This window comes from Nocardia sp. 2TAF39, assembly GCF_052114905.1.
In the GTDB taxonomy this organism is placed as follows: Bacteria; Actinomycetota; Actinomycetes; order Mycobacteriales; family Mycobacteriaceae; genus Nocardia.
In genome coordinates this window covers 34,329-53,766 of the sequence record NZ_JBFRFQ010000011.1, presented here as the reverse complement: position 1 = coordinate 53,766, position 19,438 = coordinate 34,329, and the positions used below count along the sequence as shown (strand labels likewise).

General features: G+C 67.4%; 16 protein-coding genes. 8 read left to right on the top strand and 8 right to left on the bottom strand.

From position 1 onward, the window contains the following. The first annotated feature begins 33 nt into the window (after positions 1 to 33). From AB4Z47_RS09065 to AB4Z47_RS09035, 7 genes are all read left to right on the top strand, one after another. Positions 34 to 972 carry a M56 family metallopeptidase gene (locus tag AB4Z47_RS09065; RefSeq protein ID WP_441949472.1) on the top strand — a complete coding sequence of 313 codons (939 nt, stop codon included), beginning with the start codon at positions 34 to 36 and terminating at the stop codon, positions 970 to 972. Positions 973 to 1,148: 176 nt separating this feature from the next. Further along, entirely contained in the window at positions 1,149 to 2,762 is a 1,614-nt protein-coding gene (locus AB4Z47_RS09060; protein ID WP_441949471.1) for a DEAD/DEAH box helicase, read from the top strand. A 3-nt stretch (positions 2,763 to 2,765) separates the two neighbouring features. Next, on the top strand, positions 2,766 to 3,611 hold the full coding sequence (locus AB4Z47_RS09055; protein WP_441949469.1) for a DMT family transporter: 846 nt from the start codon (positions 2,766 to 2,768) through the stop codon (positions 3,609 to 3,611). 264 nt (positions 3,612 to 3,875) lie between these two features. Next, on the top strand, positions 3,876 to 5,312 hold the full coding sequence (locus tag AB4Z47_RS09050) for a GuaB1 family IMP dehydrogenase-related protein (protein ID WP_441949468.1): 1,437 nt from the start codon (positions 3,876 to 3,878) through the stop codon (positions 5,310 to 5,312). A gap of 249 nt (positions 5,313 to 5,561) precedes the next feature. Beyond that, positions 5,562 to 6,944, top strand: coding sequence for a hemolysin family protein (locus tag AB4Z47_RS09045; RefSeq protein ID WP_441949466.1), 1,383 nt, complete (start codon positions 5,562 to 5,564; stop codon positions 6,942 to 6,944). Then, positions 6,937 to 8,001, top strand: coding sequence for a hemolysin family protein (locus AB4Z47_RS09040; RefSeq protein WP_441949464.1), 1,065 nt, complete (start codon positions 6,937 to 6,939; stop codon positions 7,999 to 8,001). Before AB4Z47_RS09045 ends, AB4Z47_RS09040 begins: the two co-directional genes overlap by 8 nt. A 50-nt stretch (positions 8,002 to 8,051) precedes the next feature. Beyond that, on the top strand, positions 8,052 to 9,023 hold the full coding sequence (locus AB4Z47_RS09035; RefSeq protein ID WP_441949463.1) for a 3-methyladenine DNA glycosylase: 972 nt from the start codon (positions 8,052 to 8,054) through the stop codon (positions 9,021 to 9,023). A 162-nt stretch (positions 9,024 to 9,185) separates the two neighbouring features. Here AB4Z47_RS09035 and AB4Z47_RS09030 read toward each other — a convergent pair whose 3' ends face one another. The 6 genes from AB4Z47_RS09030 to AB4Z47_RS09005 form a co-directional block, all read right to left on the bottom strand. Continuing rightward, complete coding sequence (locus tag AB4Z47_RS09030) at positions 9,186 to 9,509, bottom strand: hypothetical protein (protein ID WP_441949461.1); 324 nt, start codon at positions 9,507 to 9,509, stop codon at positions 9,186 to 9,188. Positions 9,510 to 9,887: 378 nt separating this feature from the next. Next, complete coding sequence (locus tag AB4Z47_RS09025; protein WP_441949460.1) at positions 9,888 to 10,187, bottom strand: helix-turn-helix domain-containing protein; 300 nt, start codon at positions 10,185 to 10,187, stop codon at positions 9,888 to 9,890. Further along, entirely contained in the window at positions 10,073 to 12,463 is a 2,391-nt protein-coding gene (locus AB4Z47_RS09020) for an ATP-binding protein (protein ID WP_441949458.1), read from the bottom strand. The genes AB4Z47_RS09025 and AB4Z47_RS09020 overlap by 115 nt, the downstream gene beginning before the upstream one ends. Before the next feature lie 552 nt (positions 12,464 to 13,015). Then, positions 13,016 to 13,342, bottom strand: coding sequence for a hypothetical protein (locus AB4Z47_RS09015; RefSeq protein WP_441949456.1), 327 nt, complete (start codon positions 13,340 to 13,342; stop codon positions 13,016 to 13,018). Positions 13,343 to 14,174: 832 nt separating this feature from the next. Next, positions 14,175 to 14,381: a hypothetical protein gene (locus tag AB4Z47_RS09010; RefSeq protein WP_441949455.1), complete on the bottom strand. Its 207-nt coding sequence runs from the start codon at positions 14,379 to 14,381 to the stop codon at positions 14,175 to 14,177. 59 nt (positions 14,382 to 14,440) lie between these two features. Next, on the bottom strand, positions 14,441 to 15,199 hold the full coding sequence (locus AB4Z47_RS09005; protein WP_441949453.1) for an NAD(P)H-dependent oxidoreductase: 759 nt from the start codon (positions 15,197 to 15,199) through the stop codon (positions 14,441 to 14,443). A 184-nt stretch (positions 15,200 to 15,383) separates the two neighbouring features. On the opposite strand from AB4Z47_RS09005, the gene AB4Z47_RS09000 reads away from it, so the two are divergent. Next, complete coding sequence (locus tag AB4Z47_RS09000; RefSeq protein ID WP_441949452.1) at positions 15,384 to 16,118, top strand: hypothetical protein; 735 nt, start codon at positions 15,384 to 15,386, stop codon at positions 16,116 to 16,118. A gap of 65 nt (positions 16,119 to 16,183) precedes the next feature. Here AB4Z47_RS09000 and AB4Z47_RS08995 read toward each other — a convergent pair whose 3' ends face one another. After that, a complete protein-coding gene (locus AB4Z47_RS08995; RefSeq protein WP_441949450.1) occupies positions 16,184 to 16,756 on the bottom strand; it encodes a hypothetical protein in 573 nt (190 codons plus the stop codon). 467 nt (positions 16,757 to 17,223) lie between these two features. After that, positions 17,224 to 19,404: a malate synthase G gene (locus tag AB4Z47_RS08990; protein WP_441949449.1), complete on the bottom strand. Its 2,181-nt coding sequence runs from the start codon at positions 19,402 to 19,404 to the stop codon at positions 17,224 to 17,226. Between the last annotated feature and the right edge of the window lie 34 nt (positions 19,405 to 19,438).

Below are 19,438 nucleotides of genomic sequence, written 5' to 3'. Positions count from 1 at the left end.
CGCCCTGGCCCCACAACGCAGTGAGCTGAGTCGATGAACGCAACCGCGCCGGTCTTCGCCGGACTCGCATTGCTTCTCGCGGGGCCTGCCCCGGCCTTGCTCAGTCGGGCGACCTGGACTTACCGCACGCCCCGGGCAGCGTTGGTGCTCTGGCAGGCCATCGCGCTGGCCGCAGTACTCAGCGCATTCGGGTCGGGGCTCGCCATCGCGGCCGAACTGCTCGTTCCCGGCCCGGACGGGCACCCGACCACCGCACCGACCCGCGAGATCGACGCACTCGGCCTGCCGCTGTGGCTGGCTTACGTGCTCGTCTTCGCGCTCACGCTCTTGGTCGGCGCTCGGCTGATCTACGCCATCGTCCGGGTCGGCGTACACACCCGGAGGCGGCGCGCGCGTCACCGCATGCTCGTCGACCTCCTCGACCAGAGCGGTCCGCGCCGGCGCGCGGCCGATATCCGGGTGCTGGCCGCCACCGAGCCGATCGCCTACTGCCTGCCCGGGCTGCGCCAGCGGGTCGTGCTCAGCGAGGGCACGCTGACCAACCTGGCAGACGCCGAGGTCACCGCTATCGTGAGCCATGAGCGGTCGCACCTGCGGGCCAGGCACGATCTGGTGCTCGAGGCGTTCACCGCGGTGCACGAGGCCTTCCCCAGGCTGGTGCGCAGCAAGGCGGCGCTCGGTTCGGTGAAACTGCTCATCGAATTGCTCGCCGACGATTCCGCCGTCAAGGTCACCGGGCCGAAACCGCTGGCCCGCGCCTTGGTGGCGTGTGCGAAGTCCACCGCTCCGCAGGGCGCGCTCGCGGCGGGCGGGCCGACCACGCTCATCCGTATCCAGCGTCTGAGCGATCGGATCGGCGACGTGCGCATCGCCACGGCCGCCTATCTCGGCTCGGCCACCATTCTCGTGGTTCCGACACTGGCTGTGGCCGTACCCTGGCTCGTGGAACTGGGTCGGCTGTTCCACGGCTGAGTCGCGTGCACGTATCCTGAACACTCGGCCCACACTCCGGTCGGCCGCAGCACCTCACCACCGGCACTCGATCGCTCGCGCCGCAGCGCGGTGAACCGATCCTGCACCGCTCTCGATCCCACCGAACAGTGCGTTCCCCGTCGAACGCGTTGTGCGACGAAAGGCATACACACCTCGTGACCCCCTCGACCACCGTCGCCGCGGCGCCCACCGTGACCTTTGCGGAACTGGGCCTGCCCGCCGTGCTCGTGCAGGCACTGCGGCGCGACGGCATCGAGACGCCGTTCCCGATCCAGGCCGCCACCGTGCCGGACGCCTTGGCCGCCAAGGACGTGCTCGGCCGCGGGCCGACCGGTTCCGGGAAGACCCTCGCCTTCGGCCTTCCGATGCTCACCCGTTTGGCGGGCGCGTCCGCCAAGCCGGGCAGGCCGCGCGGACTCGTGCTGGTGCCGACCCGCGAGCTGGCCGCACAGATCGAGCGGGCGCTCGACGAGCCTGCGCTCGCGCTCGGCCTCCGGGTTGCCTCGGTGGTCGGCGGCGCGCCGATCAGGCGCCAGGCCGACCGGCTCGCCCGCGGCGTCGACCTGCTCATCGCCACGCCGGGGCGGCTCGCGGATCTCCTCGCGCAGGGCTCCGCCGACTTGTCCGACGTGGCGATCACCGCGCTGGACGAGGCCGACCACATGGCCGACATGGGCTTTCTGCCGCAGGTGACCAAACTGCTCGACCGCACACCGAAAGACGGTCAGCGCCTCCTGTTCTCGGCTACCTTGGACGGCGATGTCGACAAGCTGGTCAAGCGCTACCTGCGCTCCCCCGTTACCCATTCCACCGCGCCGGCTTCGGCGTCGGTCGCCACGATGTCGCACCACCTGCTGTACGTACGGGACAAGGTGGCCAAGCGGGCTGTCGCCACCGAGATCGCCGCGCGCGACGGTCTGACCATCATGTTCGTCCGCACCAAGCACGGCGCCGACCGCCTCGCCAAACAGCTGCGCGGCGCGGGCGTCCCCGCGGGTGCGCTGCACGGTGGCAAGGCACAGAACAACCGGACCCGCACCCTTGCCGCATTCGCCGACGGCTCGGTGCCGGTACTGGTCACCACCGACGTCGCCGCCCGCGGCATCCACGTCGACGGCATTTCCCTTGTCGTGCATGTCGATCCGCCCGCCGAGCCGAAGGCTTACCTGCACCGGGCCGGGCGCACCGCCCGCGCCGGCGAGGACGGTGTCGTGGTCACGCTCGTCATGGACGAGGAACGCCGTGATGTCGAGTCGATGGCGCGCAAGGCCGGGGTCGAGGTCGACGGGGTCGAGGTCCGTCCAGGCGACCGCACTCTGATTCGGATCACCGGTGCGCGCCGACCGTCCGGTGTTCCGGTCGCGGCGCCGGCCGCACCCGCGGCACCCGCCACCGCCCCGGGGAAGTCCGCGCGCCGGAAGCCAGGGCGTCGCGGAGAGCCTTCCGCAACCAGTGGGCGCGGCGCGGCGAAGCAGTCCGGCGGACGTTCGGGCGCGGCGGCATCCCCGGCGGGCCGCATCAGCAGCCCCGCCAAGGGAACGTCGAGCCGACGCGGCGCCGCGAAAGTCGCTGGAAATTCCGCTGCGGGCAACACCCTGGGACGGCATGCGGGCACGCCGAAGGCAGCACCCGCGCGCAACGCTGGTGCGGCGGCCGAATTCTCGGCCCGAGCCGGAGGTTCCGGGTCCGCCGACACGCCCGGCCGGACGAGGCGACGCGCCGTGCGAGCACAGCAGTCGCCAAGGCTTGGCAATCACGGAGCGAACTAATCGGTGGCCAACCATCCGGTCGGAGCCGTCGCCAGCGCGCTGATCGCGGCGCTGCTGTTCGCGGTCGCCGCGGTCGCGCAGCAGCGGGCGGCGGCCGCGGTACCGGAAGGGAAATCACTCGTCGGATCGCTGTTGCGCAACCCGCGGTGGTGGGCGGGCATCGTCGGGGACGCGGGCGGATATGCCATGCAGGTCGCCGCGCTCGCGCTGGGCGCGGTGCTGTTGGTGCAGCCCATCCTGGTGAGCGCGCTGGTATTCGCGCTGCCGCTGGCGGCGCGGCTCAATAACCGCCGAATCACAGCCCGCACCTGGGCGACGGCGCTCACCCTGACTGCCGCGCTGGCCTGCTTTCTCCTCATCGGCGATCCAACTTCGGGCAATGTCAGTGCGCCGCTGCGCGAATGGCTGCTTCCGCTGGGAGTATTGCTCGGTCTGATCCTCGCAGCCACCGCAGGCGGCGTCGGCGGGGCGGACCCGGCGCGGCGGGCGCTGCTGCTCGGCGCGGCCAGCGGGTCCCTGTACGGTTTGGCCGCCGCCCTCACCTCCTATGTCACCGGACTGTTCGAACACGGCCTCGGTCACGTGGTCAGCGCCTGGCAGACCTGGGCACTGGTCGCAGCGGGCGTCACCGGCGTCTATCTGCAGCAGCGCGCGTTCCATGCCGGGCCGCTCGCCGCGTCACTGCCCGCCGTCACGATCGCCGAGCCGCTGGCCGCCGCCTTCATCGGCCTCGCGGTGCTGGACGAACGCTTCCGCACCGACACGGGGGGGCTCATCATCACCGGGCTCTCGGTGCTGGTCATGTGCGCTGCCGCGATCGCGCTATCCCGGTCCCAGGCTGCCGCCTGATCGCCAGCACCCGCGGCCGCCACGGCATTCGCCGCGCGGCAGGCTATCGCGCGCGCGTGTCCGCACCGCCCGCGATGCCGCGCAACAGTATTCGCACCTGATCGCCGACCAAGTGCGGCGGGACCACGGCGTGGTTCCGGGCCGTGGGACAGGCGGAGGGGAACCAGTTCATGACATGAGCCGATCAGCAGGTCGATCGCCGCGGCGGTGTAGGCGTGCCAGAGAACGGCGCACTCGCACCGCCTGCCGGTTATCATCGGTCAAGTGCACTTTCTCCCTGGTCACCAGCCGCCGTACGACCTGACCTACGACGACATCTTCCTCGTCCCGAACCGGACCGATGTCGCGTCACGCTTCGACGTCGATCTGTCGACGGCCGACAGGTCGGGCACCACCATCCCGATCGTCGTGGCCAACATGACCGCCGTCGCCGGGCGCCGGATGGCCGAAACCGTGGCCCGCCGCGGCGGCCTCGTGGTCCTCCCGCAGGACCTGCCGATCAGCGCCGCCGCCGACACCATCGGCTTCGTCAAGAGCCGCTCACTCACCGCCGACACCCCGGTTACCCTCGGCCCCGACCGCTCGGTCTCCGAAGCCGTCGCCCTCATGCACAAGCGTGCCCACGGCGCCGTGATCGTGGTCGACGCCGGACGTCCGGTCGGCGTGGTCACCGAGGCGTCCTGTGCCGACGTCGACCGCTTCGCCCGGCTACGCGAGGTCGCAGTCACCGATTTCGTGCAGGCGCCGGCAAGTGCCACCCCGCGCGACATCTTCGACCTGCTCGACGGCAAGCACGCCGCGTTCGCCGTGCTCACCGCCGAGGACGGCACCCTGGCGGGTGTGCTGACCCGCACCGGCGCCGTCCGCGCCGGCATCTACCAGCCCGCCGTCGACGCCAAGGGCAAGTTGCGGGTCGCGGCCGCGGTCGGCATCAACGGCGATGTGGCCGCCAAGTCCAAGTCCCTCGTCGACGCAGGCGCCGATCTGCTCGTCATCGACACCGCGCACGGCCACCAGACCAAGATGCTCGAAACTCTCGCCGCCGTCCGCGATCTCGGCCTCGGCGTCCCGCTGGTCGCGGGCAACGTGGTCTCCGCCGCGGGCACCAGGGACCTCGCCGAGGCGGGCGCGGACATCATCAAGGTCGGTGTCGGCCCCGGCGCCATGTGCACCACCCGCATGATGACCGGCGTCGGTCGTCCGCAGTTCTCCGCGGTGGCCGAATGCGCCGCCGCCGCCAAAGAACTCGGTCTGCACACCTGGGCCGACGGCGGGGTGCGCCATCCCCGCGACGTGGCGCTCGCGCTGGCGGCGGGCGCGTCCAACGTGATGATCGGCTCCTGGTTCGCAGGCACCTACGAGTCGCCCGGCGACCTGCGCGTCGACCGCGAGGGCAACGCCTACAAGGAGAGCTTCGGCATGGCGTCCAAGCGTGCCGTCGCCGCCCGCACTGCCTCCGACAGCGAATTCGACCGCGCACGCAAGGCACTGTTCGAGGAGGGCATCTCCAGCTCGCGGATGCGGCTGGACCCCGAGCGTCCCGGCGTCGAAGACCTGATCGACCACATCTGCTCCGGTCTGCGCAGCGCGTGCACCTACGCGGGTGCGCGAAGCCTCACCGAATTCCACGACAAGGCCGTGCTCGGCGTGCAGTCCGCGGCCGGTTTCGCCGAAGGTCGTCCACTACCCAGCGGTTGGTGAGCAGAGACACGCGCGAACGACCCGCCACCGGCCCACGCGACCCGATGCGTGGGCCGGTAACATAGTGGTTGCCGGACTCCGGCACCATGACTCATTCCGCGAAAGGATCCAGTTGTCACCCGCGTCCGAGGGCGCCACACAGGAGGGCTCCTCTACCGAGCCGGGTGACAAACCCGGCGTCCTCCTCTTCGCAGTAGTCGTCCCATCCCCGACGGGCCGGTTCCCAGCACTGTTCGGATGGTGCTGACGATGTCCGTCGCGCTCACCGCGCTCAGCTTGATCGGGTTTGTCGCTCTCACGGTAGGCACCGCCCTGTTCGTCGCCGCCGAGTTCTCTCTCACCGCGCTGGAACGCAGCACCGTCGAGGCCCACGCCCGCACCGGTGACGTGCGCGCGCGGATGGTCCGCAAGGCGCATCGCACGCTGTCGTTCCAGCTGTCCGGCGCACAACTCGGCATCACCATCACTACGCTGATCACCGGCTACATCGCCGAGCCCGTGCTGGCCAGGCTACTGAACCCGGTGTTCACCGGGATCGGCCTGAGCGACGCCGCCGCGCACGGCGTCGCGCTCGCACTCGCGCTGGTGCTGGCCACCTCACTGTCGATGATCTACGGCGAGCTGGTGCCGAAGAACATCGCCATCGGCAAGCCGCTGGCCACCGCCCGCACGACGGCCGGCCCCATGATCGGCTTCTCGGTGGTGTTCAAATGGATGATCCATTTCCTCAACAGCACCGCGAACTGGGTGGTCCGCAGGCTCGGCGTGGAACCGGCCGAGGAGTTGCGATCGGCGCGGTCCCCACAGGAACTCGGCTCCCTGGTGCGCACGTCCGCGCTACGCGGCGCGCTCGACCAGCGCACCGCGCAGGTGATGGATCGCTCGCTGCAGTTCGGTGAGCGCAGCGCCGAGGAGCTGATGACGCCGCGGGTGAAGATCGAGTCACTGGACAAGCTCGACACCATCGCCGATCTCATCGACGCGGCGGGCCGCACCGGCTACTCCCGGTTCCCGGTGATCGACGGCGATCTCGACAACACCTTGGGCTTCGTGCACGTCAAGCAGGCGTTCACGCACCCGGCGAACGCGCGCAGGACCATCCCCTTGCGCATGCTCGCCCGCCCGGTGCCGATCGTGCCAGCCAGCCTCGACGGCGACGAGGTGCTCGAACGCATCCGTGCCGACGGCATGCAGGTAGCGCTCGTCGTCGACGAGTACGGCGGCACCGCCGGCCTGGTCACCATGGAGGACATCATCGAGGAGATCCTCGGCGACGTCCGCGACGAGCACGACGAGGAGGAGCGCGATGTGCGGCGTGTCTCCGACGGCTGGGACTGCTCAGGTCTGCTGCGCATCGACGAGGTCTCCCGCGCCACCGGATACGACGCCCCCGAGGGCGAATACGAGACCCTGGGCGGCCTCGTGCTGACCAGGCTGGGCCGCATTCCCGTGGCGGGTGACGAAGTCGTGCTGCCGAATCCCCGCTCACAGCAGTGGTCGTCGGCGGACACCCCCCGCACAGGCGGCTGGGTTGCTCGCGTCGAGCGGATGGACGGGCGGCGCATCGACCGGGTGCGCCTGATACCCGTCGCCGCCGACGCCCTCGCCGCCAGGGAGCACAGTCATGGGTGACCTGTTCGGCGTGCTGCTCACCGTCGTGCTGCTCGGCGGCAACGCCTTCTTCGTCGCGGCCGAGTTCGCGCTCATCTCCGCGCGCCGGGACCGGCTGGAAGCGCTGGCGGCACAGGGCAAGCGCAACGCCACCACGGTGATCCGCGCGGGCGAGAACCTCTCGATGATGCTCGCGGCGGCCCAGCTGGGCATCACAATCTGCTCGATCCTGCTCGGCCGCGTCGGCGAGCCCGCCATCGCGCATCTATTGGAGGGCCCCTTCGAGCTGTTCGGCCTACCCGAGCAGCTGTTGCACCCGGTGGCGTTCACGCTCGCACTCACCATCGTGGTCATCCTGCACATCCTGTTCGGCGAGATGATCCCGAAGAACATCGCGCTCGCCGGGCCGGAACGCAGTGCACTGCTGCTGGTTCCGGTGCACCTGATGTGGCTGCGGCTGGCCCGCCCGCTCATCGCGCTCTACAACCTCGCCGCCAACCTCTCGCTGCGGCTGCTGCAGATCGAGCCGAAGGACGAGCTGCAAGCCACCGTCTCCTCGGTCGAGCTGGCCGAGATGATCGGCGAGTCACGCTCGGAGGGCCTGCTCGACGAGGAGGAGCACCGCCGCCTCACCCAGGCGCTCGGCACCAGCGACCGAGTAGTCGCCGACGTCATGGTGCCGCTGGACGCGACCCGGTCGATTCCGCTGCGTGGCTCCGGGACCACCCTCGGCGACATCGAGTCCGCCGTCGCCGAGACCGGGTTCTCCCGCTATCCGGTTCGGGCGAGCGACGGCTCGCTGGTCGGGTACCTGCACGTCAAGGACGTGCTCGACAAGGTCGCCGACGAGAGCGCCGGCCCCGCGACGCCGATCCCGCGCACCGATATCCGGCCACTGCCGACCGTCGGCACGGGCACCACGCTCTACGAGGCGTTGGCCCGCCTGCGCCGCACCAACAGCCACCTCGGCCGGGTGGTCGACGAGCGGGGCAACACCACCGGCGTCGTTGCCCTGGAGGACCTCGTGGAGGAGTTCGTCGGCACTGTCCGGGACGGTACGCACCGGGTGATCGAATGAATGCCTGGCGTCGAGTTCCACCGCCCTCGCCGTGGCGACGGGATGTCGGCATGACCGTACTACCGGCGGCGCGCTGGCGGGCGAGTGCTGCTGCCCACCGGGCCCGGCTCGACGAGCTGATCGGGCCATACTTCGAACGTCGGGCGCAGGGTTCGTCGCATCCGGTGATCGACTTCTTGTTCACCTATTACGGTCACAAGCCCGCCCAATTGCGGCGCTGGCATCCGGGTTACGGTGTCGCGCTGGCGGACGCCGCCGAGTACGAAGGCTTCCGCGGGTATCGCCGCATGGCGGCGGAAAGCGACACCGGAAGCGACGGCGCGGCACACGCACTACCCGGCGGCGTTTTCGTCAACGTTTTCACAGCCGACCCTGCCTATCTGGCAAAGCGCCGCGACACCGTCGAGTTCGTCGCGAACCTGCTGCGCGCCACCGCCTCCCGGCCCGCACAGCTGTCCTGCTTCGGTCTGCACGAGTGGGCGATGGTGTATCGCACCGACGACATCCGCCACCAGAAGGTGCCACTGCGGCTGGGGCGAGCGGGCACCGACACCGTGGTCGAGTCGATGTCGTTGCGCTGCACGCATTTCGATGCGTATCGCTTCTTCACCCCGGAGGCGGTGGGGCGGAATGCCGAGCCGCTGACGCGGGCCGACCAAGTGCTCCGCGAACAGCCGGGTTGCCTGCACGCCAACATGGACCTGTACAAGTGGGGCTTCAAGCTGGTCCCGCTGATCTCCTCGGAGCTGCTGCTGGAACTTTTCGAATCGGCCTGCGCCGCCCGCGAACTCGACATGCGCGCCAGCCCCTACGATCTGTCCGAGTACGGCTACGAGCCGGTGCGCATCGAGACGCCGGCCGGGCGCGCCGAGTACGTGCGCGCACAATCGGCGCTGGCCGATCGCGCGGCCGAGTTGCGCCAGATCTTCCTCGGCGTATGCGACGAACTTCTCGCGCAGCACTCCGCCCCGGGCGCCGTTCGCCCGGACCGGTCATTCGCGCCGGGCGTGGCACAGCGCTGAGCGTCGATCGCACGAAGATTTCCGTTCGGCCTTCGCCTACGAAGACCCGGCCGAGGAGAACGCTCGCTCGATGATCCACCAGCAGGGTCAGAAAGCGGGGCCGATGAGCTTACTGCCCGTTACCTTCTTCGTAGCTCCTGAGCTGCCACACCACCGGCCGGATCAGGCGTCCGGATCCGCGGCACCCGGAGCCCTGGCCGGAGCGCCGCGCTGCCACCAATCGATGGCGTCGCCGCCATCGGCCATGCGCTGAATCAGCTGCGCGGTGGATTCCACCTGCGTGCCGGACTGGGCACAGAACGACCACAGCTGCCTGGCCGCCCGATGGAACTGGTGGATCGCGGCGTCGACCTCGAACGCGTCTTGCTCGCCGGCACGGAACCGGTCCACCGCCCAGCCGACGTGCTCGATCAGCACACCGAGCTGCGCCTCGTGATACGCAGCCACCAAGCCACGGGCAGCCTGCCGCTCAGCCTTCGTCACCACCCAAGTCACGCTACCGACAACCGGCTTCGTCCAACACCGTGACCAACCAGAACACCGACACCGTGACTTGACAACAAACATAGGGACGCCCCAGGATCCGGGATCGTCACGGACTGGGTCTGGCCGATCTCGGAGGCGAAATACGTACTCGCATCACGCAACACAGCGTTGACACGTTCGAGTTCGGTGACCCGTTTCCGAAGCCGCTTGTTCTCCTCCATTGGCCGATCCAGTTCCGCAAGGCCTCGTGATGGACCCCGAGCTGGGCGGCGAGCTTGCGGATCACCGGCTCGGGCTCCGACTCCCGACACAAACGGACCGCCGGAGCCCTCGCCGTTCCCGTAGCGAACGAACGGGATGGTCGCGGTGACCGTACCGTCACAGCCGTTCGTGTGATCGTTCGCTGATTCGGGGTGCGCGCTTGGCTGCTTCCCTGCGGATCTCGCCGATCTGGCTTTTGGGCGCGAGTTTGATGATGTCTTGTCGTGAGGTGATCGCGAGCTTGTGAAAGATCGCCGACATTTGTGCGTCGACAGTTCTGACAGAATTGCCTCGCCGGGCCGCTATCGCGGTGTTCGTCCATCCTGCTGCAGCCAAGGTCGCGACCTCCCGTTCTGCTCTCGAGAGTTCCTCCCAGTGTGATGGGGTGTTCTTCCTGGCGGGATGGTCGATCGGCATCTTGTCGATGGACAACGTGCCCAGCGCCAAACGCTGCACCTCGCCCAGTTCGGGATGCAATAGGGTGCCTTGCCGGTAGGCGGAGGTGAACGCCGCGTGTCCCAGCACCCGATGGCAAACCTCGGTAGCCTTTTCGTTTCGGCAGCGAGCAACGCCAGATCGCCGAAATCGATACCCGGCCCCGCGTGCACCACTGCGGCTCCTCCGGCGAGTTGGGCGGTTTCGATCGCCAGCGCCCGGAGTTCGGCTGGGGCCGCACTTCCGGTGGCGATCGAATCGGCAAGGACCTGTGCCAATGCCCAGTGCCGAATATGCACCGCGAACGACACGCCCCATTGGTCGCGCGCGGCAGCCTGGTACGCGAGTGCCGAGTGACCGACGGCCAATGCCTCGCGGGGATCACCGTGTTTGGTCAATGCTATCGCCCGGGCCAACTCGGCCCATGCCTTCGCCCACCCGGCGCCGGATCTGGTGGCGTGATCGAGGTGACGCCCGGTGATCTCGAGAGCCTGCTGTGCGGTTCCGAGGGAGCCGGCGGCCACTGCCTGGTAGAACTCGCTTCTGCCCTCGCCACCGCGATTGTCGTGGGTTCCGAACTTTTCGCGAGCCCGACCGAACACGGCGATGGCCTTCGGGTCGCGGCGGGCCAGCATCAGTATCGTGCCCCACAGAAATTCGACGCTGGCGGGCAGACCGATATCGGTTTCCGGGTCCTGTCGCCAGTTCCGTCCGGCCTCCGCGTCGGCGATGGAATTGACCACACATTCGTCGAGTATCCGGTCGGCATCGTCGTTCCTACCCTGCAGCACGGAAAGCCACCCAAGCATGGTCATGGCGGCCGTTTGGAGTTCGGTCGGTTGTGACGCCAGTGTGCGGGTCGCCTGCAATGTGTGTTCGGTCCATCGACGTATTTCTCGGGGTGAGCCTTTGATAATCGGCAGGGCGACCAGGCCGGCGGAGATTTCCAGACCGAGTTCGGGCTCGCCGGAGCGGAGGCTCGACTCGATGGCGGTGATGATGTTGTCCCACGCCGTACGGGCACCCCAGTTCTCTTCGCCGGGGCTGAACCATTTGACCTGCGCTTTTACGACTTTGTCCCGATAGTATCGTCGGTGACGACGTTCGAGCCGCGCTGGCTCGTCAACCTCGCTGGTGGAGCGTTCTCTCAGTCGCTGCGCGGCGAAGACTCGGATACTTTCCAACAGGGAATACCGCACCGTCGTCGGCGTCTTGTGGGCGGTCACCAGCGACTGGTCGACCAGCCCCTCGAGCAAGCTCTCGATCTCGGCTCGCGCCAGGCGTACGACCGTGTCGCCGTCGGCTGGCAGATCCCCGCTTCGGGCGGGAACCACGTCGTCGGCGCACACCGTCCCAATGGCTTCCAGCCCGGCACCCACATCCGGGGAGGAGCCGGTGTCGTCCTCGGGGTTGGTGTCGTAGCCCGCGGCGAAGACCGACATCCGATCCAAAAGCAGCCGTTCCTTGTCCAGGCACAGGTCATAGGACCAAGCGATGACATCGGGAACGCTCTGGTGGCGTGGTTCGGCTCCCACCCGCGGCCCGCGCGACCAACGCATCCGTTTGTCGGTGGCCTCCCCGCTCAATTCCTGAACGATGACCGCCAACGGCTGACGCAGCAACCGTGCGGCCGCCAACCGGATATACAGCGGATTGTTGTGCACGTGACGGCAAACCAGGTTGGCCAGCTCGACCTGGTCGGGAGTGGTTACGGGATTTCCGGTGAGTTCGGCGCGCTGCCGGAACAAGGTGAGTGCCTGCTGCTGTGACAACGGAGCAACGACGACGACAAGCTCATCGACCCACCCTATCGGCCGGCGGCTGGTCGCCAGGATCGTCAAACCCGGCACCGCTTCGGTCAACTCCGCGATCAACTGTCCGGCAGCGGCCAGCACATGCTCGCAGTTGTCCATCACCAGCACGGTCTGCAGGTTCCGCCCTACCGCGTCCGTTTTGGTCAACGTATCGACCAACGCATCCCAGGTCGATTGTTGCGAGGAGTCGGGATCAACCACCGATCGCGTGACTTCATACTCGACCGCAGCGACGTCGGCGCCCCTGGCCAACCGCGCCAACCGCGCCCAGTACACCGGCCTGTGTGTGGCCGTGCCGAATCGGCGCACAGCTTCGGCGGCAAGGCGTGTCTTCCCGATCCCGCCTGGGCCGATCAAGGTGATCACCCGGGCAGAACCCAGCAGTAAGGTAGCGATCTTGTCCAGTTCCGGAGCACGACCAACAAAATGATCCGTAGTCGACACCGGATCTCCACGACGCTTGCCGCCAGCCGCCGTCATATTGCTCGAGCTTACTCATCCCCGCACAATTCCGAGGGGCAACCGTTTCTCTCGGCAACTCATGGGAGCGACGTACGCACTCATCGGCCCTGAGCTCGCTCTGCCGGGGCTTCGGCCACGCCTCGGTCCGCCGCGCCTCTGCCGACTGGCGGGTGTGTGGTTCGTCCGGTGTGAATAGGCGCTCGCCGAAAACGGCATCGACGTGGTCCACCTCGGCCGGCTCACGCCGGGAACGCACTGGAATGCCGCCGACATCCGGGCTGTCCGTCGATACCCATCGAGACTCTGATTACCTGATTCCGGCTGGACCTGCTGATGGTAGTGGGCCTCGTACTCGTCGGGTGACAGCCAGCCGAGCTTCTTCTGGATCCGGTGAGTGTTGTACCGACCATAATGTAGGCGAACAACGCGTTGTCGGCGTCTTCCTTTGTCCGCCAATTGTTTCGGCCCACAAGCTCGGTATCGAGTGTGGAGAAGGAGTTCTCCATGAGGGCATTGTCATAGAGACGGGATGGTTCACAACTCGACTTCGTGCACTGCGGCAGCGGCTCGCACGTCGAGGACCGCCAGCAGGACCATCCGGCATATGGACATATCCGACATGTGTCCGTGCGGTGTTATGACGGTGCGTGCTTCGGCTCGCCGGCATTCCTGGACGAGATCGACGAACGCCGGGGGCAGTGTCCCGTTCTGCGGTGCGGGCTCATGGAATACGGCACCCAGGTCGTATCCGAGTGACCTGGCGGTGTTGCGCAGTCTGTCTTCGCTCGAATTCGCGTCGCGGTCACGGAGCAAATCGTCGCGCAAGTATCCGTATGCAAGAGGCAATAGTGCGGTTGTCATGGGATGATACGGCTTCCGGTCGGCCGGCTACGGGAGATTTACCTCCGGGTAGCCGGATGGATCTGTCATCGCAGGGCGGCATGTGCCCACCTTGTGCCGTCGACCCGGCGTGACGTCGAGCTCGGCTGTCACTATTAATCGCTCGGGTCGCGTGTAGGTCATGGCCACGGCCAGCAGCGACCCGCATCACCTTCGACCTCGTCGGCGAAGATGTGGGACTGTCGCAACCCCACCGAGCGTCGTCGCTCGACCTCGCCCACACCCCATCGTGTGCCGCAGGGATCGTGATCGTCCTCGGCGGTCGTCTTGCGGTCGAACACCCCTTCCGGATGGGGGTTGACACATCTGTCCGCCGACACTTCCGATTCTCATCGACTAGGTAGTGGGCCTCGCATCAGTAGTGAGCCATTTTTGTGCAAACACCACCTACGGATGCGCCCGAACTGTCGATGTTCGAAGTCGACTTCAGTGATGTTCGAGGTCCTCTGCAGTCGCGTACTTGCTGGCGCGGGCTGGGTGGAGGATCGGCCTGCGCGGGCGGCACGGTCTGGGTAGGTTCGCCGGTCGTTGGATCGTGAAGACGGGTCCGACCTGGTCCGGTGGGTGCAGTTCACTGCGCCGGTGTTCGTGCGCAATGGCCACCACAACCCGATGGAGCCGTTCCACCCTCAACGACGAGCGGCGTACCACCAGCGGGCTCCACGAACCCAGCCCCGAGGAATCCCCGACCAGCTGTTCAACGAGCTGTTCGACCGGATGACATCGCATCGCGACCGGGCGATCCTGGCGTTCTACGTATCGACCGCCGCCCAGCCTGTTGAACTCCGCACTCTCACCCAAGCACGTGTGGACTACGGCGAGCAGTCGAGACGTACTCCATGCCGTCGTCGGCCCACAGATCGGCGACGGCCCGGCGGCGCAGCCGGGCATCGGCCTCGTTCCATACCGCCGGGTAGCGGGCAGCGTCCGGCGACTCCGCAACCTCGACATGCCGCTGGAGGAGATCCAGGTGATGCTGACGACCCTCCGATCCCGACACCCGCAACGGGACTGGCCCCCAGCGCGAGGCGGCGCGGCCGTCCTCACCGCCACGCGCCGTCAGGACGCCACGTGCAACCCGAACCCGCTCGCGCCCTTCGCTTCCCGGCCGGGCTCCAGGCGAAGACTCCGGTCGTAGTCGCCGCCGCCCTGCGAGCGGTAGCGGATCGGTTCCAGCTTCGCCAGGTTCGACATTCGCTGCCTGAGGTCGTCGGCAACCTCGTCGAAACGCTCCGAGCCGAGCCGAATGGTGCCGTGCACGAGGAACGGCGGCAGCACGTCCATGCCCGGATAGTAAAGAATGCCGTGGTGAATCGGGAACAGCAGGTCGTCGACCGGCCCGTTGATGCCGCGATCGGAGTACGACGGCTCCCTGCCACCGATACTCACCACGAGCATTGCGCGCCGGCCGGCCAGCACACCCGCCCCATACCTCGGCAGCGCACTCCCCCCGGCGCCGTAGGCGAACCCGCAGGTGAGAACTCGGTCGACCCAGCCCTTCATGATTGCGGGCATGCTGAACCACCACAGCGGGAAATGTAGGAGGACCGTGTCGGCCCAGAGCAGTTTCTGCTGCTCGGCGCGGATGTCGGGACTCAGCGTCCCGTTGTGATAGGCGGCACCTGAGGCCAGCATGAAGCTGGTCTCCTCCACCGCACCGAAATCGTCGGTGTCGGCGTGGGCTTTCCATCCCATGGCGTACAGATCCGTTATCCGCACGTCGTGCCCGTCGGCCCGTAACTGTTGTACTGCAACGTCTTTCAGCGCACCGGTAAGTGAGTCCGGCTTCGGGTGGGCGTACACGACCAGTACGTTCATTCCAGCTTTCGTCACATTTCCGCGCAACGCCACTCGCCACGAAGGAATTCCCGCAACTTTCCGACCTGCACGTCCGGCGGGGTAGGACGAGCAGGTAATGACTCAACCGCTGGGGACTCAGGGGACGCCGGTATCGTCGGACCGGACCGGGGACCATCGTCAGCCGGGAAAGGTTGAGCAGCAGATGATTCGGACCGATGCGTTCGCGGTGCCCAAGCACGTGCGCGGCTACCCGGGCGTCGCGTTCGGCGGCTACATCGCCGGGCTGCTCGCCGCTGCGAGCAGCGGCGCGGAAATACGCGTCGACTTCCGACGCAAAATCGCGGTCGACACCCCGATCGTGCTGACCACCGACGACTCCGGCGGCGCGACGCTGACCGATCTCGACGGCACCGTCCTCGCCGAGGCTTCGGCCTCGGTCGTCACGATCACTCCGCCCGCCGCGCCCTCCTCGGCGGAGGCCGCGGCCGCCACCGCGACCGCCGACGTGTTGCGCAAACTCAGCCACTGCTACGGCTGCGGCGCTGCCTGCGCGTCCGGCCGTGGACTGCGCCTGTCCCCCTGGGCCGTTCCCGCGCACGACATGGTCATCGCAGCCTGGACGCCCGACCCCGCCCTCGGAGGCCCCGACGGACGGATTCCCACCGAAATCGTCTGGTCGGCCCTCGATTGCCCTGGAGGTTGGGCCGCGATGGCCCTGCGCGACCTGCGTCCGGGTGCGGTGACCGCGGCACTCACCGCCACCCAATTCGAACCGGTCTTCGCGGGCATCACCTACCTCTCCTACGCCTGGCCGATCTCCCAGAACGGCCGCAAACACACCGTGGGCGTCGCCCTCGCCACCACCGATGGAACCCTCTGCGCCCTCGCCGAAGCTCTCTGGCTGGAGCCACGGCAATCGGCACCGTTCCACTGGTGACCGCCTGGATCACCCGCGCAGCCACCGCGAACCCACTCGACGAGGTCTCGGCGACCAGCGCCTGGTCAATGGTCCTCCACGAATCGATACCAGTGCCCCTCGAACGTCTCGTACCGGACGCCGTTGGTGGCGGGCGGGCCGATGTGGGGTGGGGTCGCGGTGTCGCGGAAGTAGGCGAATCCGGCCGAGTTCGATTCGTGTGCTTGGGTATAGAACAGGCAGCCACCGTCACGAGAGGTGATGTAGGTGATGGCGTAGACGCCCAGGCGGGTGCGGTGGCCGGGGTTGGCGCAGTCGGTGGCCTGGTCTTCGAGGATCGCGCGCGAGAGCCGCCAGCCGACGGTTTCCGGTATGTCGAACCAGACCAGCACGACCAGGATGCCGATGAGGAGAGGCGAAATGAGACTGTGGAAGAAGGCACGGTAGCGGAGCAAGCCCAGCAGCCCGAACAGCAGGGCGATCATGCCGAGCACTCCGAGGACGAACCACAGCACGACGATGGTCGGGAGCGTCCCTTCGGCCGCCAGCTGCCAGAACAGCGCTAGACAGGACACCGCTACGAAGGCGGCCAGGAGCCCCATCCAGAGAACGAACCAACGAGGAATGCGCGCCTGTTTACGGGGTCTGGTGGTGCTCACCTGATCAAGATACGAGTGGGGCCGGCTTCGCGGGCGCTATCGAGGGCGAAATCGCCCGACCCGCTGGCGATCACGATGCTGCGGACCTCAGCAGACGGGACGTTCTGTCGTCGCCGCACCTCGCAATCGTGAAGGCACGCTTCGGAACGATTCCGGAACCGGCCCCAGGCACGAAAATCCCCCGGCCAGACATCTGACCAGGGGATTCGTTTATCGAAATCCATCGCTCACAGCGGCGGGAACCCCGCCGACCCGGTGGCCAGCCAATTCCAGAACATCGCAGCACGATTGACGAGCAATGCCACGATATCGAGCACAACGCTTCCCATGAATCTTCCTCACAAATCGACGATCACGTGCGCCCACAGGGTAACGGATTGATAAACGGGAGTCGAAGCTCGTCATGGTGCGGAAAGCGCGAATCCCCCGGCCGACCAAGTCGGCCAGGGGATTCGCGACATGCAGGGTTATACGGAGGCCAGCGCCTTCGCCTCGCGGCGACGGCGGTGCAGGATCGGCTCGGTATAGCCGTTGGGCTGTCTGGTGCCCTCCAGGATCAGTTCCTTGGCGGCCTGGAAGGCGATGCTCCCCGCGAAGTCCGGCGCCATGGCCCGGTAGTTCCGATCGCCGGCGTTCTGCCGGTCCACGACCGGGGCCATCCGCTCCAGGCTGGCCACCACCTCGTCGGCGGTGACGATGCCGTGGCGCAGCCAGTTGGCCATCAGCTGGCTCGAAATACGCAGGGTCGCACGGTCTTCCATGAGCGCGACATCCTTGATGTCGGGCACCTTGGAGCAGCCGACGCCCTGATCGATCCAGCGCACCACGTAGCCCAGGATGGATTGCGAGTTGTTGTCCAGCTCTTGACGCTTCTCCTCGGCGGTCCAGTTCGGCTGGGCGGCCAGCGGGATCTCCAGGATTTCCTCGACGGTGGCACGGCGGCCGCCCTTGGCGATCTCCTGCTGCCGCTTGAACACGTCGACCAGGTGGTAGTGCGTTGCGTGCAGGGTGGCGGCCGTCGGCGAGGGGACCCACGCGGTGTTGGCGCCCGCACGCGGATGGCCGATCTTCTGCGCGAGCATGTCGGACATCAGGTCCGGCATCGCCCACATGCCCTTGCCGATCTGCGCCTTGCCCGGCAGGCCCGCGGCAAGACCGGTGTCGACGTTCCAATCCTCGTAGGACAGAATCCATTGCTCAGACTTCATGTCGGCCTTGCGGACCATCGGGCCCGCCTCCATCGAAGTGTGGATCTCGTCGCCGGTGCGGTCGAGGAAGCCGGTGTTGATGAACACGACACGCTCGGCTGCGGCCTGGATACAGGCCTTCAGATTCACCGTGGTGCGACGCTCCTCGTCCATGATGCCGACCTTGAGCGTGTTGCGATCCAGCCCGATCACGTCCTCGATCCGGCCGAACAACTCGTTGGTGAAGGCGACCTCGTCCGGGCCGTGCATCTTCGGCTTCACGATGTAGACCGAGCCGGTCCGGCTGTTCTTCAGCTCGGTGTCGTCGTTCAGGCTGTGCTTGGCGACCAGCGAGGTGATCAGGCCGTCCATGATGCCTTCGGGCACCTCGTTGCCCTCGGCGTCGAGAATCGCGTCAGAGGTCATCAGGTGGCCGACGTTGCGCACGAACAGCAGCGAACGGCCGTGCAGCACGAGCTCACCGCCGTCCAGCGCGGTGTACACCCGGTCGGGGTTCATGGTGCGGGTGAAGGTCTTCTCACCCTTGCTGACCTTCTCGGCCAGGTCGCCCTTCATCAGGCCGAGCCAGTTGTGGTAGCAGAGCACCTTGTCCTCGGCGTCCACGGCGGCGACCGAGTCCTCGAAGTCCATGATCGTGGTGACCGCGGACTCCAGCACGACGTCCTTGATACCCGCGCTATCGGTGCTGCCGATCGGCGAGGCCGGGTCGATCTGGATCTCGATGTGCAAACCGTTGTGCTTCAGCAGGACCGAACTCGGGGACTCGGGATCACCAAGGTAGCCGACCAATTGCGAGGCGTCGGCGAGGCCGATGCTGGTGCCGTCCTCCAAGCCGACCTCCAGCTCGCCGTCGACGATCTGGTACGACGTCGAGCCGATGTGCGAGCCGGTGATCAGGGTGACCGAGTCGTCGAGGAAGTTGCGCGCCCATTCGATGACCTTGTCGCCACGCACCTTGTTGTAGCCGCTGCCCTTCTCCGCACCGTTCTCCTCGGAGATGGCGTCGGTACCGTAGAGCGCGTCGTAGAGCGAGCCCCAGCGCGCGTTCGCGGCATTGATCGCGAACCGGGCGTTCATCACCGGCACCACGAGCTGCGGTCCGGCGGTGGTGGCGATCTCGTCGTCTACGTTCTGCGTGGTGATCTGGAATTCGGCGGGCTCGGCACGCAGGTAGCCGATGTCGGTCAGGAAGTTCCTGTAGGCGGCCTTGTCGTAGGTCGCGCCCGGGTGCTCGGCGTGCCAGGCGTCGACCTTGCCCTGGATCTCGTCGCGTTCGGCCAGCAGGGCACGGTTGCGCGGCGCGAGATCGTTGATGATCTGCTCGGCACCGGCCCAGAACGCGGCGGAATCCACGCCGGTCCCGGGGAGCGCCTCGTTCTCGATGAACTCGTGGAGAACGCTGGCCACCTGGAGCCCGCCGACCTGAATCCGCTCTGTCATCTACTGCCTCACTTCTGAGAAAGCCGGGTGGGAA

What these genes read in the sequence shown, in the direction of transcription:
- AB4Z47_RS08990 (WP_441949449.1), bottom strand. Translation starts at nt 19,404, where the DNA reads ATGACAGAGCGGATTCAGGTCGGCGGGCTCCAGGTGGCCAGCGTTCTC.
- AB4Z47_RS09000 (WP_441949452.1), top strand. Translation starts at nt 15,384, where the DNA reads ATGATTCGGACCGATGCGTTCGCGGTGCCCAAGCACGTGCGCGGCTAC.
- AB4Z47_RS09015 (WP_441949456.1), bottom strand. Translation starts at nt 13,342, where the DNA reads ATGACAACCGCACTATTGCCTCTTGCATACGGATACTTGCGCGACGAT.
- AB4Z47_RS09045 (WP_441949466.1), top strand. Translation starts at nt 5,562, where the DNA reads ATGTCCGTCGCGCTCACCGCGCTCAGCTTGATCGGGTTTGTCGCTCTC.
- AB4Z47_RS09005 (WP_441949453.1), bottom strand. Translation starts at nt 15,199, where the DNA reads ATGAACGTACTGGTCGTGTACGCCCACCCGAAGCCGGACTCACTTACC.
- AB4Z47_RS09035 (WP_441949463.1), top strand. Translation starts at nt 8,052, where the DNA reads ATGACCGTACTACCGGCGGCGCGCTGGCGGGCGAGTGCTGCTGCCCAC.
- AB4Z47_RS09025 (WP_441949460.1), bottom strand. Translation starts at nt 10,187, where the DNA reads ATGCCGATCGACCATCCCGCCAGGAAGAACACCCCATCACACTGGGAG.
- AB4Z47_RS09040 (WP_441949464.1), top strand. Translation starts at nt 6,937, where the DNA reads ATGGGTGACCTGTTCGGCGTGCTGCTCACCGTCGTGCTGCTCGGCGGC.
- AB4Z47_RS09065 (WP_441949472.1), top strand. Translation starts at nt 34, where the DNA reads ATGAACGCAACCGCGCCGGTCTTCGCCGGACTCGCATTGCTTCTCGCG.